Raw genomic sequence first — 18,054 nt, forward strand, 5'->3', positions numbered from 1 at the left:
TGATCTGCCCACCCGATCGGCCGACACCACCCGCGACGTCGACCGCTTCCCCGACGCCGACCACGGGAGATCGCCGGGGAACGTAGGGGGCTAGTCGTCGGTGCCGGCTCGGTCGAGTCCGTCGCGTCGTCTCTCCGGTCGTACCTCGTCAGCGTGCTCACCGTCGGGAGATCAGGTACACGGTTTGCACTCGGGGGCGCTCGAGAGAGTAGCATGCACACAGTCACGAAGGCGGGTCTGAGCCTGCTCGTCGACACGATTGCCGTCCTCGTGGTCACCATCGGCGTCACGGAGGCGCTCACCCCGTACGTCTGGCCGGCACTCCTGCTGGGCCTCCCCATCGGAGTCGCCCTCGGCGTCGTGGCCGTGGCGTTCACCTTCGTCGGACTCACGGCTCGAGCGGAACGGGCCGACACCGGATCGGTGTCGCGGGAGGCCGCGCGGCGGCTACGGACGATGCTCGCGGCGGCCACGCTCACGGCGGTGGCCGTCTCTCGTCGGCACCGTCGACAGCCCCCAGGCGGGACGACGCCGCAGTGAGAGCGACGGACGACGGCGGCGACCAGTGGGTGCGGCGGCGTTCGAGCGAGGCGCCGCACTGGATCGCGTCAGGTCAGCCATCGCAACGGGTCCGACGCGAACGCGACGATCACCGAACCGGACTGCCACTGTTCAGTGACCATACCCGTTCGAGCGGACGATCACCGGCCAAAAAATTCGACGATACGCCCAGGGATCCTTTGGAAACGGTCGAGCGTGCCTGTCGCTCACCGCTCGGGCGGCGTTCCTGACTATTCGACCGCGGAAGCCGCCTCCGACGGCGCGTGGAGTCGACCCGTCACGACCAGGTAGTCGCGGGCGAAGACGACCAGCGACGGGGTGACGACGGCGGCCGCGGCGATCTCGACGACGCCGACGGGGACGACCGGGAGGAGCGCCCACGTGATGAACGCCATCTGGAGGCCGGCGAGCGGACGTCGCACCCGGCTCGGGGGCAGGTCGTAGACGGGTCGGCCCCGTCTGCGACGCCAGCCGCGACCGGCCTTGAACAGGTAGCGGGCGACCGAGATGGAGAGATACCAGAGGGGCAGGCGACCCCAGACGACGCCGACGAGCGGGGCGACGAGGAAGCCGACCGTGTCGAACGCCATGTCGAGCTTCTCGCCGAGGACCGACCGCCGCCCGACCGACCGCGCGAGCGCGCCGTCGACCCAGTCGAGGGCGGCCCCGCCGCCGTAACACAGGACCGGGATCCACCGCCAGACGCTGCCGGTCGGCGGGACGACGAGGAGGAAGCCAGCGACGGCGGCGTACAGCCAGCCACGACCGAGCGTCACGCCGTTGGCGAGGCCGAGCGTCGGCGCGACCGGGGGTGGATCGGTGGCCGCAGGCGAGTGGTTCCAGGGGAGAGCGCGGGACAGGAACCACAGCAGGTAGCCGAAGGCGGGGGCCGACGCCAGCAGCCAGAGACCACCCGCCCGGAGCCCGAACGCCCGCGAGACGACGACGGCGGTTGCGAGGGCGGCGACGACGACGGCACCGGCCGTCAGCCACCACCGCCGCCGGAGGGTGCGGGGGACGGCGGTGGGTCGCCTCGAGCCCCTCGCATCGTCCGCACCGCTCGAATCCGTTCGCTCGACCGCCTCGGCCGCCGTCGTCCCGGTCGCGTTCGACGCGTCCGTCGCGTTCGACCCCTCCTCCGACGTCGACGACGTCGGGCGACGCTGTGGAGTCATCGTTCGAAGTCGGGGTCCGCGAGGGCGTCGAGCCGTCGGAGCTGTGCGTCTGAGAGCCGTACCCGTGCCGCCGCGAGATTCGCCACGACGTGATCGGGGTCGGTGCTCGACGGGATCGGGACGACCCCCCGCTGGACGTTCCACGCGAGGACGGCCTGCGCCGGCGTCACCCCGGCGGCGTCGGCGACCGCCGCCACGGTGTCGTCCGCCAGCAGGCCCGGTGCCGAGAGCGGCGAGTGGGCCACGACGCGGATGCCGCGGTCGTGACACCACGCGACGAGATCGGCCCGTGGTCGGTAGGGGTGTCGCTCGACCTGCACGACGGCGGGCGGGACGTCGGCGGCGTCGACCAGCCGCACGAGTCGGGGGAGCGTCACGTTACAGATCCCGAGCGTCCGCGTCAGGCCGCGGTCGTGGAGCCGTTCGAGCCGAGGCCACGTGTCCGAGAGCGCGTGTCCCGCACGGCGCGGTTCACCGTCGTCGTCGGTCGGGAAGGTGAGCCGCTCCTGTTCGGCGACGGGGAGCGACGCGAGGTCACGGAGCGGGCCCCGGTGTTCCCAGGCGTCGGGCCAGTGGAGCGCGTAACAGTCGAACGCGTCGATCCCGAGTTCGTCGAGCGACCCCTCACAGGCGGCCGCGAGGTGGCCCGGGCCGTGGTTCGTGTTCCACGGTTTCCCGACGATGAACAGCGACTCGCGGTCGGGGCTCCCCGGTGCGGCCAGCAGGTCGCCGATGCGCGACTCGTTGCCGTACAGTTCGGCCGAGTCGAAGAGGCGGTAGCCGGCGTCCAGCGCGGTCGCGACCGAGTCGATCCGGTCGACGTAGTCGCCGCCGCGGTAGCGCGAACAGCCGAACCCGACCGGGGGGAGCCGGAGCGCCGACCGGGCCGGGCCTCGCGTGACGGGCGGTCGTACGGGGGGGCCGTCGAGTCGGGGCGTGGGCACGCCGTGGTCGTCGACCGCAATCGGGCCGCCGGAGGTCGCGGCCGTCTCGATGGCCGCACAGACGGCGACGACGTGGGCCGAACGGCGGGCGTCGACGCGTGGACGGGAGCCGCGTTCGACGGCGCGGGCGAGCCGTTCCGGTCCTGCGAGGTGCGGGCGTTCGCGCCGGGGCTGCGGGTGCGGGGCGACCGTGGGGTCGCGGTCGCCGCCGCGGACGGTGACCGCGTCGCGGTCGGCGGCCAGCGCCCCCGTGTCGGCGAGGTAGAGGGTGCCGTCGTCGCCGTGGAGTTCCAGTCCGTAGAACTCGCGGCTCCGGTGGTCGACGTAGAAACTGGCGCGGAGCGAGACGGTCGGCCCCGCGGCGAACGCGAGTGTGGTCTCGACGTGCGCCGGTCGGTCCGGACCTCGCTGGTCCGGGGGCCAGACGTCGATCGCGTCCGCCCGACGCACCCGCTCGACGGGGCCGAACCACGCGATCAAGAGCGACAGGGGGTAGACGGCACCGTCGTACAGAGGGCCGACGGCGAGAAACGAGTCGGGTCGGTCGTGCCACTCTGTCACCCGGCCGACGTGGGCGGTCGCGTACGCCAGCCGGACGCGACCGAGTCGGCCGTCGGCCAGGAGCGTCCGGGCGTGGAGCTGTGCGTCACACGAGTGGTTGATCGGGGCACAGCCGAGGGCGAGGTCCCGGTCGGCCGCGAGGTCGACCAGGCCGGCGGCCGTGTCGGGGTCGAGCGCGAGCGGCTTCTCGGAGAAGACGTGGCGGTCGGCGGCGAGACAGCGCTCGGTCACCGGCGCGTGGGCCGCGTGGCTGGTGAGGTTCACGACGAGCGGGGCCCGTTCGTCGGCGAGGAGCGCGTCGAGGTCGGTGTAGACGGCGGCCGCGTGGTCGGCCGCGAGCGCGCGTGCCCGGTCGGCGTCGCGGTCGCAGACAGCCGTCAGCCGGAGCGACGACTCCGCCAATCCGGCGGCGTACTTCGCGGCGACGGCCCCCGCACCGACGAACGCACAGTTCACGGTTACGCCTGGGGAGTGAGCCACAAATACCCTGGCGGTCGGCGGGAACGAGAGTTCGGAGGAGTCGACACACGCGGAGTCCGTTCAGCACGACACGGTGAGCACGCCCCCGCACACCTCACACGCGAACATCGCCGTCGGGCCCATCTGTCCGAGGTACGATCGCCGTTCGTGGACGCAGTCGCCGTCGCCGCCGATCCGGTACTCCGGGTCGCTGTCGAGGCACATCACAGCACTCGGTACGCGAGCAGTGGAGGTAACGACACCACCTGCGATAGCAGGGCCAGTCGCCGGGAACGGTGCGCCAGGGGACGACCCGGACGAGCCGAACGGTTATGCGTCGTTCCGTCGTGGGGGGACGCGATGGATCGGACCGACACTGCACCGGCGTCGGCGCAGTTCCTCTCGCTGACGCTCTGGCACCCCGGATGCTGGGTGATCGACGTCTCCGAACGGGTTTCGGTCGGTCTCCTCGGCTACGGGATCTACCCCCGCGACGACGGGCGAGCGACGACCCGGCACACGCTCTACGGCGACGACCGGGCGACCGTCGAGGAGGGGCTCGCGCAGATCCGCGAGCATCCGGACGTGTACGGGGCGTCGCCGATGGTCGACGGCTACCGTCGACCCGGCGCGCCCACGCCCGGGAACGCGTCTCGGGAGCACCTGGTGGAACACGACGCGACGACCCAGATCAGCGACGCGTTCACCTCACGCGGGTTCACGTACGCCGCGCCGTGTGACACCTACGGCGGTCGCGAACGGTGGGAGCTGTTCGTCACCGCCGGCCGCGACGACGTGCAGCGACGACTCGACGAGATCAGGACGACGGAGGAGGCGGAGATCGACGTCGAGTCGATCACGCCCGCGGCGCGAGCGAACCCGACGGATCCGCTCCCGATCGACCGGCTGTCGCATCGACAGCGCGAGGTGTTCCAGTTGAGTCGCAGACGCGGCTACTACCGACGGCCGAAGGCCGCGACGGCGAGCGAACCCGCGGCCGAACTCGGGATCACCACGTCGACGTTCCACGAACACCTGCACAGGGCCGAGGAGAAACTGCTGGACCTCTCTGTGGACGCGTCGTGACCGGGGCAGTGAGAGGTCCGCTCCGTCCGGCCCGGGCCGAGCCTCACGGTTCGAGGATCACCTTCCCCCGGGCGTGGCCGGATTCGCTTCGTTCGTGCGCCGAGACGACGTCGTCCAGGGGGAACACAGAGTCGACCCGGACGTCGAGTCGTCCGTCGTCGAGGAGTCCCACGACCGAACGGAGCTGTTCGGGTCGCCACTGAACCACGGGATACGACCCGCTCACGCCGCGCTCCGTGAGCAGTTCGGATTCGGCGTCGGTGAGCGGACGGGGGAGGGTGACGACGTGTCCGTCCGGAGCGAGGACGTCGAGCGACCGCACGAACGTCTCCCCACCGACCGCGTCGACGACGAGGTCGACGGGATCGACGACCTCCTCGAACCGCTGTTCCCGGTAGTTCACGAACTCGTCGAGCCCGAGCGTGTCGAGGTACGCGCGGTTCGCACCGGACGCGGTCCCGACCGTCTCCGCACCGACCCAGTTCGCTAACTGGACCGCCACGTGGCCGACACCACCGGCAGCGGCGTGGATCAGGACCCGCTGGTTCGGTCGCAGTCGTCCCGCATCGAAGAGTGCCTGCCACGCGGTCAGTGCGACCATCGGGACGCCCGCCGCCTCGACGTGCGTCGTCGCCTCGGGTTTCGGGACCAGGTTCGCGGCCGGCACGGCGACGTACTCCGCGTATGTCCCGCGCTGGTCGGCGAGCATGGCGAAGACCTCGGCACCGACGTCGAACGCCCGTACGTCGCTTCCGACCACGTCGACGGTGCCCGAGAGGTCCCACCCCGGGATCCACGGGAGGGAGACGTCGGCGCCACTCCCCTCTCTGGTCATCCAGTCGTACGGGTTCACGCCCGCCCCGCGGACCCGGACGAGTACCTCGGTGGCCGACGGTGCCGGGGCGGAGAGCGACTCGACCCGCAGCGACTCGACTCCGCCGAACCGGTGTACCCTGACGGCCTCCATCGATGTCACGCTCGTTCCACGCCGATCCTCTTGAGTGGTCGTGGTCACACGAGAGGAGCCGAGTCCCGCCCCGACGCGTGTCGACCCACGACGCTGGCATACACTCAAGTCCGTCGCGCCCGTTCGTGTGAACATGGCACAAGCGAGTGCGACGCAGGAAGGTGGATTCTCACTGGCGCTCGATTCGCTGGGGTCGCTGCACTGGATCGGTATCGGGCTGGCAGCGATCACGGGCGTGATACACCTCTTCCTCGGGGTGCGGTTCATCTCTGGCGGGCTGGGTGTGCCGTTCCTCGTCGCCGGCGTCGGGTTCCTCGCCGGAATCGCGGTGATCGTCCTCGACTACCGCCGCCGGCAGTTCTACCTGCTCGGCATCCCCTTCACGCTCGGACAGGTCGTCCTGTGGTACGTGTTCAACGCCGACAGCATCAACGCCGGCGACGTCGGCGCGATCGGCGCGATCGACAAGATCGCACAGGTGCTGTTCGTGGCCGTCCTCGTCGTCCTCTACCGACGCGGCGGGTGAGCGGTCGGGGTGACGACCCTACGTCGACGGCCGTCCGACACGAGGAGAGTAGCGGCGTTCATTACCGTCGGCTCCCGAGAGTGGGCGTGGTAGGTCTCTCCACCGAGCCCGATCTGGAGCTCCTGACCGAATCGCCAGCCTGCGACCCGACCGCGTCGGTCCTGTTCGTCCACGGCGCGTACGTCGGGGCGTGGTGCTGGGCCGAACACGTCCTCCCCTTCTTCGCCGACCGTGGCTACACCGCCCACGCGGTGAGCCTCCGTGGACACGGCGAGAGCGGCGGCAGCCTCGCGCGTGCGCGAATCGACGACTACGTGGCGGACGTCCGCCGGACCGTCGATCGCCTCGATTCGACGCCGATACTCGTCGGTCACTCGATGGGCGGCGTGGTCGTCCAGCGCTACCTCAAGCGCTACGGCGCGCCGGCCGCGGCGCTGCTCGCGGCGATCCCGCCACAGGGGATGGCCGGGCTCACGCTGGAGTTCGCTCTGCGCTCCCCAACGACGTGGGTGCAGTTCGGCGTGCTCCAGACGCTCGGGCCGGAGCTGACGTCGCCGCGTGTGATGCGCCGCGCGCTGTTCTCGTCGGACCTTCCGGACGCGCGGGTCGGCGCCTACGCGCGGCGGATCCAGCCGGAGTCCCCGCGCGTGCTCGCGGAGCTCTCCGGTCCGGTGGTGCGGGGCCGGCTCCCGGACGACGTGCCGACGCTGGTGCTCGGTGCCGGGGACGACGCGGTCGTCCCAACGTGGGCGGTCGAGGCGACCGCCCGGGCGTTCGACACGGACGCCACCTTCGTCCCGCGCGTCGCTCACGCCGTGATGCTCGACACGGGATGGGAGCGCGTCACGGCCGTGCTCGCCGACTGGCTCGACGCGATAGCGACGTCCTAACCGGGAACGACCCACGTCCGTGCGCTCGTTTATTCACCCGTTCAGCGGCTTTAATTCCCGATTAGATAAGTCGGTACGGACGGTTCGTCAAGGTGGGAGAGATCACAGATCCCCTTGACTCTCCCGAGCTCGGGACTCGTGCGGTCGACAGAGTGGGTGTCACCCGGTCGGTGGCTGCCGTTCGGTGACGACCCCCGCTGCGCCTGCAGTCCCGCCAGGTCGCAGTGGATCCCCACACCCGGCGGAGCGTCCCGGCATCCCCTTTCGGTTCTCTGCTGCCCGTCTCGCTCGCCCCCCGGTTCTCCGTGTCCCCGGTCGCACGCGCGTTCTCGCGCGTGACGGCCGTACGCCGGGGGCAAAGGCGAGTCACGGTTCTCGTCGAAGGGTCACCCGCAGGACGAGCGGTCACGCGGACGATCCGGACTCGACAGTGACGTTGATGTCGGCGGCCGTCGCAGTGAGAGTCGATCGATGGACGACGCGACGCCCCTGCCGCCGGAGACCCGGACCGAACTGCTCGACCGGTCGGCGTCGTACGCCGAGTCAGTGCCGCTCGACGTCGACCACGCCCGCATCGACTGGGAGCTCTCCGAGCGGGCGAAGCGCCGGGCAGGTGTGTGTCTGTACGACCGTGACACGGATCGCGTCACGATTCGGCTGACGTGGGCGGCGTACCGCGCGTACGGCTGGGCGTCGTTCAGCGGCGTGGTCCGTCACGAGGTGATCCACGCGTGGGAGTACCAGCGGTTCGGCGAGTCGAACCACGGCGATCGGTTCCGGACGTTCGCGGACGAACTGGATGCACCGCTTCGGTGCCCCACGTTCGCCACGCCCCGACTCCGACTCGCGTGCACGTGCGAGGCCTGTTCGTGGACGCTCGGTCGTCACCGCGCGTCGGTGGTCGTGACCCGTCCCGGCCGTCGACGGTGCGGGGCGTGTGGCGCTCGGTACGTCGTCGAGCACGTCGAGACGGGAACGACGTGGACGACGCACCGGGGGTACGAACGAGCACGAGCGCGCATCGGCGATCGGTGGTGAACGCGCGTCCCGTGACGCCGCCGGACCGGCCGGCCCTACTCGGAGTCGTCGGTCAGTCCCAGGTCGGCGGCGGCCAGATCGGCGATGCGGTCGACGATGGCGGGATCGACGTGCGCGACGTCTCTCCCGTCGTGCTGGCCGTCGTTGTGGCGGGCGACCGTGTCGGCCACCTCCGAGAGGGGGACGCGGGTCGTCGTTTCGCACGCGGGGCACACAACCGGAACCGTCGACGCCGCTGTATCGTCGCTCATCGCAGTCAACAACGTCTCTCGGCGACGATGAAAACCTGATTGGTTTCGGGCGGCGAGACGACCGTGTAGGTTCTCCACCAGTGAACACCCGATCGACGGGATCGCCGGGTGAGTGTCGCAGGACGAATACGTCACGGTTCGATCACGTCGTCGTCAGACGAGCACCGGGGGGGCGTCATGGAGGCAATCGACGACGACCAGCTTCCCCCTACACTTAAGAAGGGCCGCGTGTAACTAAATTTGACATATGTTTAATCTAACGGGGTTCCAGCGGGACCTCCTGTACGCGATCTCGTCACAGACGAAACCGTCGGGACAGGAGATAAAGGAGATCCTCGAGCGGGACGTGGAGGAAGTCAGACACGGCCGCCTCTACCCGAACCTGGACACGCTCGTCGAACACGACTACGTGGAGAAAGGCCAGCTCGACCGGCGCACGAACTACTACGAGATCACGGAGGAGGGACGACAGCTGCTCCACGAGCGCCGCGAGTGGGAGAACGAGCGCGTCGAATTCCTCTCGTGAGCTGACGCGCACGGGAAGAGGGAGACCGCTCGACCGACCACCATCCCGTCTCTCAGCCACCCGGGTGAGGGTCGGTCGAGCGTCGTCGGCCAGCTGCGCGTCCGTCGACCGGTCGCTGGTCACACCGCCGCGCCGCTCGCGTCACGCCACCCGTCGGGCGGGAACGCTTCGAGCGTCGCGTAGTAGAAGAGGAGGCCGGTGAACGTGTGCGGCTGAGAGACGGCGGATTCGATCTGCTCCCCGCGGCGGATCCACGCTTCGCCGAGAACGTGGGTGTCGTGCGTCGCGTGTTCGTGTGCGACCCAGCGGACGCCCGTGCGGACCTTCGCGAGCAGGTCGGGACGGTCGTGCCAGGCGCGGGCCAGCGCGATCAGTGCCTTCGTCTCGTACATCCCGAACGATCGCCGGTCGGCCCCCGGCTCCGCGAACGAAGGGGCGACAGACGCCCAGACGTGGTCGAGGTGGCGGCGCATCCGCGGCGTGTCGACGTCGGCGAACGACGCGGGCCACACCAGCGTCGAGACGCCGCGCGTCCCTGGAAGGATCGGCAGGGCCTGCACGACGTCGGGCACGCGTGGATGCTCGAGCAGGCGGTGGAGGAGCGACCGCCCCCGGCTGTACGCACCCTCGGTCGGACACCAGAGATGGTGATCGATGGCCGCGGCGAGTTCGTCACGGCGGCGGCGGAACCGGATCAGGTCGGCCTCCTCGTCGAGGACCGTCGCCGCACGGACCGCGGAGTCGAGTGCCAGCCACACCGTGCTGGCTCCGACGATCGTGCGCGAGTGGACGACGTTGTCGTCCTCGTGAGCTGCCCTGTGCAGCCCAGTCGCCGGGTCCCGGAACCCCACGAGGAAGTCAGCGGCACGGCGAATGGCGGGATACACCTCGCGGAGGTAGTCGGTCCCCCCGGCGGATCGGTAGTGGTCCCAGAGCGTCCAGACGGCGAACGCCGTCTGATCGATCTCCCACGGGATCGGCCCGCCCTCGATGCCGTCGCCGTAGTAGTTCATCGACCAGTTGCCCGCGGGGACGACCGCGTGTCCCAGGAACCGTCTCCCGGAGCGCTCCTGCAGGGAGGCGTACCACCGGTTGCGTTTGCGGGCCCAGTCGCTCCGGCCGATCCGGTCGAGGACGTGGTTGCAGAACGCCCCGTCACGTGGCCAGTCCTGGGCGTAGGGGCTCTGCGTGGCGATCGACGCGACGATCGCTCCGGACGTGGGATCGTAGTTCGTCACGAGCGTCACCAGCGCGCGACGGGCCACCCGGAGGACGACCGGGTCGGCGGTCGCCGGCATCGGTGCCTCCTCCAAGAGCGAGTCGAACCAGTCGCGTTTCCGGGCGCAGACGACGCCCGGGTCCCACTCCCGCGCCTCGGTCAGGAGTCGGCGAGCCTCGCGCACGGTCGGTGCCGCAGCGCACAGAACGGTGGTCGTGGCGGTCGCGATTCCGTCGGCATCGACAGCGCCGCCGGCGCCGTCGACGGCACTGTCGTCACTGCCGCGCGCTCGCCCGGTCGCCACCGGTTCGAAGGCGAGTCGGCGGACGAGGACGGCCGTGGTCGACCCGCGGTGTGAGCGATTGCCGGGGAAGTGGCCGGCCGTGGCCGCGTCGTAGGCGTCGCGCGGTTCGGTGCCGGCCGTGGGGGCTTGGGCGTCGCAGCCGACGTGGACGTCGTCGCAGGGGCCGCCGAAGCCGAGCGCACACGCGACCCGCTCGGGTTCGGCCGTGGACTCGTCGACGCCGGACTTCGAGAACAGCACCGCCGACACGTCGGGATGGTACCGCGCCAGACTCGTCTCGCCCCAGCGTCGCGTGAGGTCCTGAACCGGGCTCCAGGGCCGCTTGGAGACGGTGAGGTCGAAGTTGGCGTAGGCGAGGAGCGACGCCTCGCGCACCCGCGAGTCGGCGCGCCGCCAGACGGTCACCTCGCGCACGAGCACGTCGGTGTCGGCCGCGACCACGTCGAGGACGGTCGCGTCGAGACCGTACCCCTCGTGGTGATACGACGTGACGACCGCGTCCGAACGGTCGTCGTCGTACCGCTGCGTCGCGTCCCAGTCACGGAACCACGTCGTCTCCGGGGTGTGCCCGTCTCCTGGCGTCTCACCATCCGCGTCTCTCGATCGATCTCCCTTCCCGTCCACGTCTTCGGACTCACAGGTCACGGAGAGACCGAGGAACGTCCCCTCGTTCGGTCGTGCTCCGTAGTGTGGCTCGTCCCGATCGGTCGTGTGGTGGGCGACGTGGTTGTAGTACGACGGTCGCGGCCACCGCAGCACCGTGACGGTCCCCTCGCGGTTGAACGCGACCGAGAGCCGCTGGTTGCCCGACTGGGCGTTGATGTCCGTTGGTCCGAAGAACTCCGGCGCCTGCGACAGCCGAAGCGGGGTGCCGAGCGAGTCGGCGAGACGGGAGAGCGACCGGCGAAGCATCAGTAGTGTACCAGTCGGATAGAGATGAACGTGTCCCCCCACGACGCCGCTTTCGTGGTGGTTTCGATACCAGATACGTCTCGAATAGATACTGACCACGTCCGACGTGACGACGAGTAGTTAAGAACCCGCCCCCCGTATTGTGTTGACTATAGACACATGGAACCATCCGATGTGCGGTACAAGAAGAGCGGGAAGATCAAGAACAAGGACTACGAGCGCGAACTCGACCGGCTACAGGAGGAGCTGGTCAAACTCCAGCGGTGGATCGAGGAGGAGGGCCTGAAGGTGTGCGTCGTCTTCGAGGGGCGCGACGCCGCGGGGAAGGGTGGCGTCATCAAGCGGATCATGCGTCGGCTCAACCCGCGCGTGGTCAGGGTCGAGGCGCTGGGCACACCCACGGAGCGCGAGAAGGGGCAGTGGTACTTCCAGCGCTACGTCGAGCGGCTCCCGACGGAGGGGGAGATGGTGCTGTTCGACCGGAGCTGGTACAACCGCGCCGGCGTCGAGCGGGTCATGGGGTTCTGTACCGACGAGCAGTACGAACGCTTCATGAGACAGTGTCCGGAGTTCGAGCGGATGCTCGTCAACTCGGGGATGATCCTCATCAAGTACTGGTTCTCGATCAGCGACGAGGAGCAGGAGCGACGCTTCCGCAAGCGGAACCAGGACAAGAAGAAGCGGTGGAAGCTCAGCCCGATGGACCTCGAGGCTCGCGCCCGGTGGGTCGAGTACTCGAAGGCGAAAGACGACATGTTCGAGCACACGGACACCGAGGAAGCGCCGTGGTACGTGGTCCACGCCGACGTGAAGAAACACGCGCGGCTCAACTGCATCACCCACCTGCTGAACCAGATCGACTACGAAGACGTCACGCTCGACCCCGTCGAGCTCCCGCCACGCGAGGAACGCGGCGACTACGAACGGCCGCCCATCGACTCACAGAAGTGGATCCCCGCCGTCTACGGATCGAACCCCGTCGACACGGGGTAAGCTCGACCGTCGGCCGGGACGGCTTCGACCGCGAAGGAACGGTGAGGTCGGTGCAACCCGTCGGTCGAGAGGGATCGATCTGCGGGAGGGGGACGTCTCGACCCGTGGTGTCGCAACGTCGCCCAAGTGACTGCCGGGGCGTGAGAGCAGCCGGGCGCTCGACGCGACACCACGCTGTCGACGCCGCGGCCACGGTCACGAGGCGTCACCCGTCGGGTCCCTCCAGTAGTCACTCGACGACCCATCCGGTGGATTCCCGGCGAACACCCGGGACTACTCTGAGGGGGTGTCGCCACTCGCGGCTGTGCGGTCGTCCGCGAGGACCGGGAGGTTCGGATCGACGTGTGGGTTGTGACCGAAGACGGCGTCGTGGAGGTCCTGCTCGTCGAGCTGTGTTCGCAAGGTCCGGGTGAGACGGTTGACTGCTGTCACGTCAAGGCCGTGGCGTTCGAGCAGGCGACGGTAGCGGTCGTCCTCTTTCAGCGGCGTGAACAGGTCGTACAGGGACGCCAGTTCGTCGCCCGTCAGCCCGTCGAGTCGCGCGGGGTCGTCGATGCCGAGTCGCCGGCGGCGAGCCGCGTCGACGACGTGTCCCACCACGACGAGCGCGACGTTCGGGACGCCGCGCTGCTGGCCGAAGGCGGTCAGGTCGAGGTCGACCATGGTGCCGAGCGCCCGGTCGCGCTCCCACCCGGTGACGTCGAGCGCCGAGCAGAGCGCGTGGGTGATGCGGAGTTTGTCGAGCCGGTGCATCCGTTCCCCGTGACCGGCCATCGCCGGGTGCTGTTCGTCGTGGAGACGGCGGACGCTGTCGCTCAGGTCGTCTTCCGGGCCGGATGCCCGGCCGATGAGCGTCGCGGCGGGCGTCACGACGTCCCACCGGCGGACGAGTTCGTCCTTGACGGCCTCCGTCCACGGGAGCGAGCCGTCGCCCGGACCGGCGGAGATCCGCCGCTCCGGGTCGTCTCCCGCCGGGTCGTCCCACGTCGGCACGTCGCCGGCCCGGTGGGCCGGCGTGTGGGCGACTCCGTCTGCGGGGCCGTCGTCGGACATTCGCCTGAGCGTCGGTGCTCCGTGGGTATCAATGTCGCGGCGTCTCGCGAGACGACCGGTGCGGATTACAAAAGAGTCAGCGTCGCAACTCGCTGTTCTTCCTCTACTACTACTCTTGTGACGTGAAGTACTTAAACGAACTCGCGACGTCTCCGCGGGGGCGTTCGGGGCACGCGTCCCCACACCGAGAGCCGACCACCTCACCACGCGCGCGTGAACTGCAGTTTGAACACCGCGCCGTGGGGGTCGTTCGACTCGACCCAGACGTCGCCGCCGTACGTCTTCATGACCTGGTCGACGAAGAAGAGGCTGAAGCCGTTGCCGTGGTGGACCTGGTCGATCTCCTCACGGCCGAAGATCATCTCCCGGCGGCTCTCGAAGACGCCGGGACCGTTGTCGGCGACACGCACGACGACCTGGTCGTCCCGGATGTCGAACGAGACCTCGACGACGGGGTCGGGAGTCGTGTTGTGTTCTACCGCGTTCTCGAGCACCTCCCACAGGACCCGGCGGACGGTGTCGTTGGCGACCACGTGGGGCGACCCGGCCGGTGGATCGTAGTCGAAGCGGGCGTCGGGGAACTCCCGGTCGGCACGGTCGACGACTGGACGGACCGCCTCGGCGAGCGGGAGCGTGCTGACCACCGCCCGCTCCTGGGTGTTCAACAGGTGTTCGAGGTCGCGGGCGGTGTCGGCGCTGTCGACGATGTCACTCAACCGATCGCGGATCTTCGCGACCGACTCGCCCGCCGTCGGATCGTCCACCAGGGCGTCGAGCTGTTCGACGTGGCCCAGGACGACGTTGATGTCGTTGCGGATGTTGTGTCTGAGAACGCGGTTGAGGATGCGGAGCGCGCGCGTGTGCCGGCGGCGTTCGGTGAGATCCGTGAAGACGCCCGCCAGCACCGCCTCTCCTCCGTCGATCTCGATCGGAACGGCCGATCCCATCCCGTAGAACACCCGGTTGTCGGCGGTCAGGAGTTCACACTCACCGACCCACTGCTCGTCGCACACCACCTGTTCGGCGACGTCCTCGAGGATCGAGTCGTCGACGAGGATCTCCGTCACGGCGGTCCCGACGAGCGACTCCCGACTCTCGTAGCGGAGGAACTCCGCGGCGGCGGCGTTGGCGTCGCGGATGACGAACTCGAAATCGATAACCAGTGCCGGGTTCTCGATCGAGTAGAACACCGCCTCGTAGATGTCGGAATCGAGATCTGCCATAAGGTGTTCGACTACCCGAGCGTTCGCTCACGGAACCGTTAATGTTGCGCAGTAGTTCTCACATCTGAGAGTATCCCGGGAGGCCGGATACGGAGGTGTGCCGCACGACGGTGGTCCCGGTCAGCACTGTCGCCGGTGACAGTCGGGCGAGGGCGACGCCGTGACGGGCGGCGACGTCACTTGAGGCCGCGTGCCTTGACGTCGACCTCGAGCAGGTGTCGCATCCCGTCGACGAACGAGTGGAGGTCGACGCTGTCGACGTCGTACTCCCGCGAGACGAGCTTGCGGTAGGTCTCGTTCCACGTGAGCAGGTGCTCGCGTTCGATCCCCGCGGCCTTGATCCGGCGGGCGAGTTCGTCGTTGGCGACGTCCGGGGAGCGGATCTCCTCCTCGGTGACGATCCCCCGTCCGAGCGCCTCGATGACGACCCGCGAAGTGTAGTCGCACTCGTCGAGTTCGCGTTCCCACGTCGTGACCCAGTTCCCGATGCGCGCGAGCCGCTGGGCGTCCCACGTCACATCGCGGAGTGTCGCCAGGTCGGCCCGGTCGAAGTCGGGCGAGAAGGCGAGGTCGATGTCGACGTAGATGTACAGCAGCATGTTGTGCGTGTCGTACATGTCGGCCCCGTGTGGACTCGCGAGCTGCGGGCCGTCGTTCACCAGGCGGTTGTAGTCCATCGTGTTGAGCGACTGCCGGAGGTCGAACTCGAACAGTTCGCGGAAGTCCTCCCGCCGGGGTGCGTGGTCGAGGTACGCCTCGGTGCGGTCCCACGACGCCTGCAGCAGCGACAGTGCCGCCGTGTCGACGTCGGGTGCGTCCGTCTCACACCGCGTGGACGAGAATGGGATCTTCCGCCCCTGCTCGAACGTCTCCTTGTCGCGGTGGCGCTCGGAGAGGTCGTCGAGGACCGTCATGAACAGCGAGAAACAGAACTTCGCCTTCCGGGCCGTCTCGGCGTACTCGTCGGCGACCGACGAGAGCCGGAAGCTGGGGAAGACGTAGTAGAGCCACTGCCAGAGGAGCTCGTCGCGGTCTTCGGTGACCGCGGCGTACTGGTCGAGCAGTGGGTCGAGTTCGGGTGGGAGTTCCGTGCGCGTCATGTCGCGGACGATCCGCGGGAGCTGGCGGGTGGTAGCTGTGGTGGCCATACGTCGGATTCCAACAAAGTCGGCGACAGCATAAAATTATTCATTCAATATTATTTTAAATTAATCTAAAAAATATAAGTAAAAAAGTTATAAAAGCGATTATGTATTTAATCGAGATGGCCAGAAGCCGGCGAGATGGCGTCGACCACCGGCTCCGAAGCGGGTGGGGAGGCCGATTCCGCGGCCCGAACGTCGATCGCGCGCGCCCCACTCCACGCCCGTCTCTCGTAACCGTTGGGCCACGGATGAACGATGATGATAATATTTACTCATCACGTAGTAAATTATATGTCCCCGGCGAGTGATGTCGTATCCATGATGAAACTCGCTGCCGCCAGCCCCCAGTCGACGGCCATCGACCCCCTCCCGGACGAGATCGACTCGGCCAGCGCGAAACTCGTCTACTTCTACCTCGACCGTGCCGGGGAAGCGACCGTCTCGGAGCTGTCGGGTGCACTCGGCATGAAGAAGCTCGGCCTCTACAGTGTCCTCGCCACCCTCGACGGGCGGGGGCTCGTCGAACACGAGGGCGAGACCTACCGCTCGACCTGATCGTTAGCGGAGCAACAGCGCCAGTCCGGCGACGTAGCCGACGGTGACGACCGCGAACGTGTACTCCGCCGCCTCGAACAGCGTCAGCGACGACGTGGACGAGACGACGAACGGCGCGACCAGCGCCGCCACCAGCAGGAGTGGGAAGTACGCCCCGTAGCTGATCGTTCGGAGCCGACACCGCCAGCGGGCGACGCGATTCGGTGCGTCCGAGGAGTTCGAGTTCTCGGACATCTCAGACGCCCCCGTACGGTGGAGACGACGAGCCGTCGACGCGCACGCTCGCGACGTTCGGCGGATGACGGCTACGGTTGTCCGGACGCTTCGTGGAGGGAGGGAGGCAGTCGGGGACCATCGCATTTCGACGGTACGCGCGGGGGAATCATAATTGTATCGGCTATCCGACAGTTACGCGCGGGGCAGGTGCTTACCCCGCAGTGGGTCACGGCGACCAGAACGCGTCGGGACCGTGGTCGTCCTGCCAGGCGAAGGCGAACAGCCGTCGCGCGGGCAACCGGTCGAGTCGGCGGCCGTCCGCGCTCTCGCCCGTCACCGGGTCCCAGACCGTTCCGTCGGCGACCGGCTGGAGGCGACCATCGGCTGTAGTCGCGTGTTCACTCCCCGTGGCGTCGACGTCGAACGTGTAGCCGGGGTGTTCGAAGCCGTGAATCCCTTCCGCGGACGCGAACACCACGACGTCGGCCGTGCCGACCCGGGCGGTGGCGACGCCGCCCGCCTCGTCGACCCGGGGAAGCGGGAAGCCGAGGACGTCGACCGCTCCGTCAGCGGCAGCGTGTTCGACGCCGAGGACGACCGTCTTGGGATCCAGATCGGTCCGGTCCCACGTCCGTCCGCCGGTACCCCGGTGCGCGCCGAGACCGAACCCCTCGGCCTCGAAGTACGCCTCGTACGGTTCGAGCGCGTAGTCGACGTCGGCGGGGTCGTCGGTGTCGCTGGCGGCCTCGCTCTTCGCCTCCACCGGCTGGAGGACGACCCCTTCGGGGTACTCGCGCCGGAACCGCTCCCAGGTCACCACGGGCGCGGCGAGCACGTCGAGCGACCGGCCCTCCAGGTCGCCAGCGATAGATCGCCCCAGCGACTGCTTCCACTCCGACCCCGTCTCGCGGTCGTACATCACGAGATCGTCGTCGGCGAGTTTGCCGCTGACCCCGAACGTCAGCGTCTCCCCGTCGACCCGACGGTCGTACACGATCGCGCTCCCGCAGAGCGGACACCACGTCACGGCGACGGGGACGCCACCGACGACGTCGTTGACGATCTCGTGGTAGTTGAGGATCCGGATCGGGTACGCCCGCGCGCGTCGAGTGCCGCCGCCGGTCCCCCCGTGCTGCTCGTCGGCGTCGTCGGCCACGTCTCCGGCGGCGGACGCGAGGACGATCACCTCCTCGTCGTCGTCGCCGAGGGAGTCGCGCCCGAACGTCGGGTCGTCGATGCTCGGGATCGCGTCCCGGGGGATGACCTGTCTGACGTTCACACGCGCGAGACGGGGGCGAGCGGCTAAAAGCTCACCCGCGCGTGCGACACGACGGACAGCCGGTACGGACTCGACTCGAATTCCGAGACGAACTCGACTCGATTCGACTCGAATTCGGCCTGGATCCGAAGCCACGCCGCAAGCCAACGGTATAAGACGCTGTGGCCGCTG

General features: G+C 68.8%; 19 protein-coding genes. 8 read left to right on the plus strand and 11 right to left on the minus strand.

The annotated features are described in order from the left end of the window. Positions 1-213: 213 nt before the first annotated feature. Positions 214-540, plus strand: coding sequence for a hypothetical protein (locus FZP69_RS15605; RefSeq protein ID WP_152042310.1), 327 nt, complete (start codon positions 214-216; stop codon positions 538-540). 251 nt (positions 541-791) lie between these two features. On the opposite strand, the gene FZP69_RS15610 is transcribed toward FZP69_RS15605, so the two are convergent. The 3 genes from FZP69_RS15610 to FZP69_RS22670 form a co-directional block, all read right to left on the minus strand. After that, on the minus strand, positions 792-1,736 hold the full coding sequence (locus FZP69_RS15610; RefSeq protein WP_240137654.1) for a CDP-alcohol phosphatidyltransferase family protein: 945 nt from the start codon (positions 1,734-1,736) through the stop codon (positions 792-794). After that, positions 1,733-3,697, minus strand: a complete 1,965-nt coding sequence (locus tag FZP69_RS15615) for an aldo/keto reductase (RefSeq protein WP_152042311.1) — start codon at positions 3,695-3,697, stop codon at positions 1,733-1,735. Before FZP69_RS15615 ends, FZP69_RS15610 begins: the two co-directional genes overlap by 4 nt. Before the next feature lie 84 nt (positions 3,698-3,781). Beyond that, positions 3,782-3,925, minus strand: coding sequence for a hypothetical protein (locus FZP69_RS22670; protein WP_192918607.1), 144 nt, complete (start codon positions 3,923-3,925; stop codon positions 3,782-3,784). 135 nt (positions 3,926-4,060) lie between these two features. Between FZP69_RS22670 and FZP69_RS15620 the strand changes: the two genes are divergently transcribed. Next, positions 4,061-4,786, plus strand: a complete 726-nt coding sequence (locus tag FZP69_RS15620) for a helix-turn-helix domain-containing protein (protein ID WP_152042312.1) — start codon at positions 4,061-4,063, stop codon at positions 4,784-4,786. A 43-nt stretch (positions 4,787-4,829) separates the two neighbouring features. Here FZP69_RS15620 and FZP69_RS15625 read toward each other — a convergent pair whose 3' ends face one another. Then, positions 4,830-5,753, minus strand: a complete 924-nt coding sequence (locus FZP69_RS15625) for an NADP-dependent oxidoreductase (RefSeq protein WP_152043410.1) — start codon at positions 5,751-5,753, stop codon at positions 4,830-4,832. Between the two features lie 133 nt (positions 5,754-5,886). On the opposite strand from FZP69_RS15625, the gene FZP69_RS15630 reads away from it, so the two are divergent. The 3 genes from FZP69_RS15630 to FZP69_RS15640 all read left to right on the plus strand — a co-directional run bounded on the left by FZP69_RS15630 (position 5,887) and on the right by FZP69_RS15640 (position 8,207). Then, complete coding sequence (locus FZP69_RS15630; protein ID WP_152042313.1) at positions 5,887-6,279, plus strand: DUF7475 family protein; 393 nt, start codon at positions 5,887-5,889, stop codon at positions 6,277-6,279. Positions 6,280-6,365: 86 nt separating this feature from the next. After that, a complete protein-coding gene (locus FZP69_RS15635) occupies positions 6,366-7,169 on the plus strand; it encodes an alpha/beta hydrolase (RefSeq protein WP_192918608.1) in 804 nt (267 codons plus the stop codon). Between the two features lie 471 nt (positions 7,170-7,640). After that, positions 7,641-8,207, plus strand: coding sequence for a SprT-like domain-containing protein (locus FZP69_RS15640; protein WP_204960042.1), 567 nt, complete (start codon positions 7,641-7,643; stop codon positions 8,205-8,207). 35 nt (positions 8,208-8,242) lie between these two features. Here FZP69_RS15640 and FZP69_RS15645 read toward each other — a convergent pair whose 3' ends face one another. Beyond that, the gene (locus tag FZP69_RS15645; RefSeq protein ID WP_152042315.1) at positions 8,243-8,458 is read right to left on the minus strand and encodes a hypothetical protein; all 216 of its coding nucleotides are present in this window, start codon (positions 8,456-8,458) and stop codon (positions 8,243-8,245) included. A 247-nt stretch (positions 8,459-8,705) separates the two neighbouring features. Here FZP69_RS15645 and FZP69_RS15650 point away from each other — a divergent pair, with 247 nt between their 5' ends. Then, positions 8,706-8,984, plus strand: coding sequence for a PadR family transcriptional regulator (locus FZP69_RS15650; RefSeq protein ID WP_152042316.1), 279 nt, complete (start codon positions 8,706-8,708; stop codon positions 8,982-8,984). Between the two features lie 119 nt (positions 8,985-9,103). Here FZP69_RS15650 and FZP69_RS15655 read toward each other — a convergent pair whose 3' ends face one another. Further along, positions 9,104-11,419 carry a hypothetical protein gene (locus tag FZP69_RS15655; RefSeq protein WP_152042317.1) on the minus strand — a complete coding sequence of 772 codons (2,316 nt, stop codon included), beginning with the start codon at positions 11,417-11,419 and terminating at the stop codon, positions 9,104-9,106. Positions 11,420-11,578: 159 nt separating this feature from the next. Between FZP69_RS15655 and ppk2 the strand changes: the two genes are divergently transcribed. Continuing rightward, positions 11,579-12,412, plus strand: a complete 834-nt coding sequence (ppk2, locus tag FZP69_RS15660) for a polyphosphate kinase 2 (protein ID WP_152042318.1) — start codon at positions 11,579-11,581, stop codon at positions 12,410-12,412. 273 nt (positions 12,413-12,685) lie between these two features. On the opposite strand, the gene FZP69_RS15665 is transcribed toward ppk2, so the two are convergent. The 3 genes from FZP69_RS15665 to FZP69_RS15675 form a co-directional block, all read right to left on the minus strand. Beyond that, positions 12,686-13,465 (minus strand): DNA-directed RNA polymerase subunit epsilon, encoded by a 780-nt coding sequence (locus FZP69_RS15665; protein WP_152042319.1) that lies wholly within the window; start codon positions 13,463-13,465, stop codon positions 12,686-12,688. A 200-nt stretch (positions 13,466-13,665) separates the two neighbouring features. Continuing rightward, the gene (locus tag FZP69_RS15670; RefSeq protein WP_152042320.1) at positions 13,666-14,688 is read right to left on the minus strand and encodes an ATP-binding protein; all 1,023 of its coding nucleotides are present in this window, start codon (positions 14,686-14,688) and stop codon (positions 13,666-13,668) included. Positions 14,689-14,864: 176 nt separating this feature from the next. Next, positions 14,865-15,836 (minus strand): hypothetical protein, encoded by a 972-nt coding sequence (locus tag FZP69_RS15675; RefSeq protein WP_152042321.1) that lies wholly within the window; start codon positions 15,834-15,836, stop codon positions 14,865-14,867. A gap of 315 nt (positions 15,837-16,151) precedes the next feature. On the opposite strand from FZP69_RS15675, the gene FZP69_RS15680 reads away from it, so the two are divergent. Beyond that, the gene (locus tag FZP69_RS15680) at positions 16,152-16,388 is read left to right on the plus strand and encodes a helix-turn-helix domain-containing protein (RefSeq protein ID WP_152042322.1); all 237 of its coding nucleotides are present in this window, start codon (positions 16,152-16,154) and stop codon (positions 16,386-16,388) included. A 3-nt stretch (positions 16,389-16,391) separates the two neighbouring features. On the opposite strand, the gene FZP69_RS15685 is transcribed toward FZP69_RS15680, so the two are convergent. Beyond that, the gene (locus FZP69_RS15685) at positions 16,392-16,622 is read right to left on the minus strand and encodes a hypothetical protein (protein WP_152042323.1); all 231 of its coding nucleotides are present in this window, start codon (positions 16,620-16,622) and stop codon (positions 16,392-16,394) included. 208 nt (positions 16,623-16,830) lie between these two features. Beyond that, positions 16,831-17,883: a DUF3179 domain-containing protein gene (locus FZP69_RS15690; RefSeq protein ID WP_152042324.1), complete on the minus strand. Its 1,053-nt coding sequence runs from the start codon at positions 17,881-17,883 to the stop codon at positions 16,831-16,833. Between the last annotated feature and the right edge of the window lie 171 nt (positions 17,884-18,054).

The organism is Salinigranum salinum, from assembly GCF_009176545.1.
Lineage (GTDB): Archaea > Halobacteriota > Halobacteria > Halobacteriales > Haloferacaceae > Salinigranum > Salinigranum salinum.

Coding starts and splice junctions, on each gene's coding strand:
- FZP69_RS15620 (WP_152042312.1), top strand. CDS start 4,061: ATGGATCGGACCGACACTGCACCGGCGTCGGCGCAGTTCCTCTCGCTG.
- FZP69_RS22670 (WP_192918607.1), bottom strand. CDS start 3,925: ATGTGCCTCGACAGCGACCCGGAGTACCGGATCGGCGGCGACGGCGAC.
- FZP69_RS15675 (WP_152042321.1), bottom strand. CDS start 15,836: ATGGCCACCACAGCTACCACCCGCCAGCTCCCGCGGATCGTCCGCGAC.
- FZP69_RS15670 (WP_152042320.1), bottom strand. CDS start 14,688: ATGGCAGATCTCGATTCCGACATCTACGAGGCGGTGTTCTACTCGATC.
- FZP69_RS15630 (WP_152042313.1), top strand. CDS start 5,887: ATGGCACAAGCGAGTGCGACGCAGGAAGGTGGATTCTCACTGGCGCTC.
- FZP69_RS15610 (WP_240137654.1), bottom strand. CDS start 1,736: ATGACTCCACAGCGTCGCCCGACGTCGTCGACGTCGGAGGAGGGGTCG.
- FZP69_RS15650 (WP_152042316.1), top strand. CDS start 8,706: ATGTTTAATCTAACGGGGTTCCAGCGGGACCTCCTGTACGCGATCTCG.
- FZP69_RS15685 (WP_152042323.1), bottom strand. CDS start 16,622: ATGTCCGAGAACTCGAACTCCTCGGACGCACCGAATCGCGTCGCCCGC.
- ppk2 (WP_152042318.1), top strand. CDS start 11,579: ATGGAACCATCCGATGTGCGGTACAAGAAGAGCGGGAAGATCAAGAAC.
- FZP69_RS15640 (WP_204960042.1), top strand. CDS start 7,641: ATGGACGACGCGACGCCCCTGCCGCCGGAGACCCGGACCGAACTGCTC.
- FZP69_RS15645 (WP_152042315.1), bottom strand. CDS start 8,458: ATGAGCGACGATACAGCGGCGTCGACGGTTCCGGTTGTGTGCCCCGCG.
- FZP69_RS15655 (WP_152042317.1), bottom strand. CDS start 11,419: ATGCTTCGCCGGTCGCTCTCCCGTCTCGCCGACTCGCTCGGCACCCCG.
- FZP69_RS15605 (WP_152042310.1), top strand. CDS start 214: ATGCACACAGTCACGAAGGCGGGTCTGAGCCTGCTCGTCGACACGATT.
- FZP69_RS15665 (WP_152042319.1), bottom strand. CDS start 13,465: ATGTCCGACGACGGCCCCGCAGACGGAGTCGCCCACACGCCGGCCCAC.
- FZP69_RS15625 (WP_152043410.1), bottom strand. CDS start 5,753: ATGGAGGCCGTCAGGGTACACCGGTTCGGCGGAGTCGAGTCGCTGCGG.
- FZP69_RS15680 (WP_152042322.1), top strand. CDS start 16,152: ATGATGAAACTCGCTGCCGCCAGCCCCCAGTCGACGGCCATCGACCCC.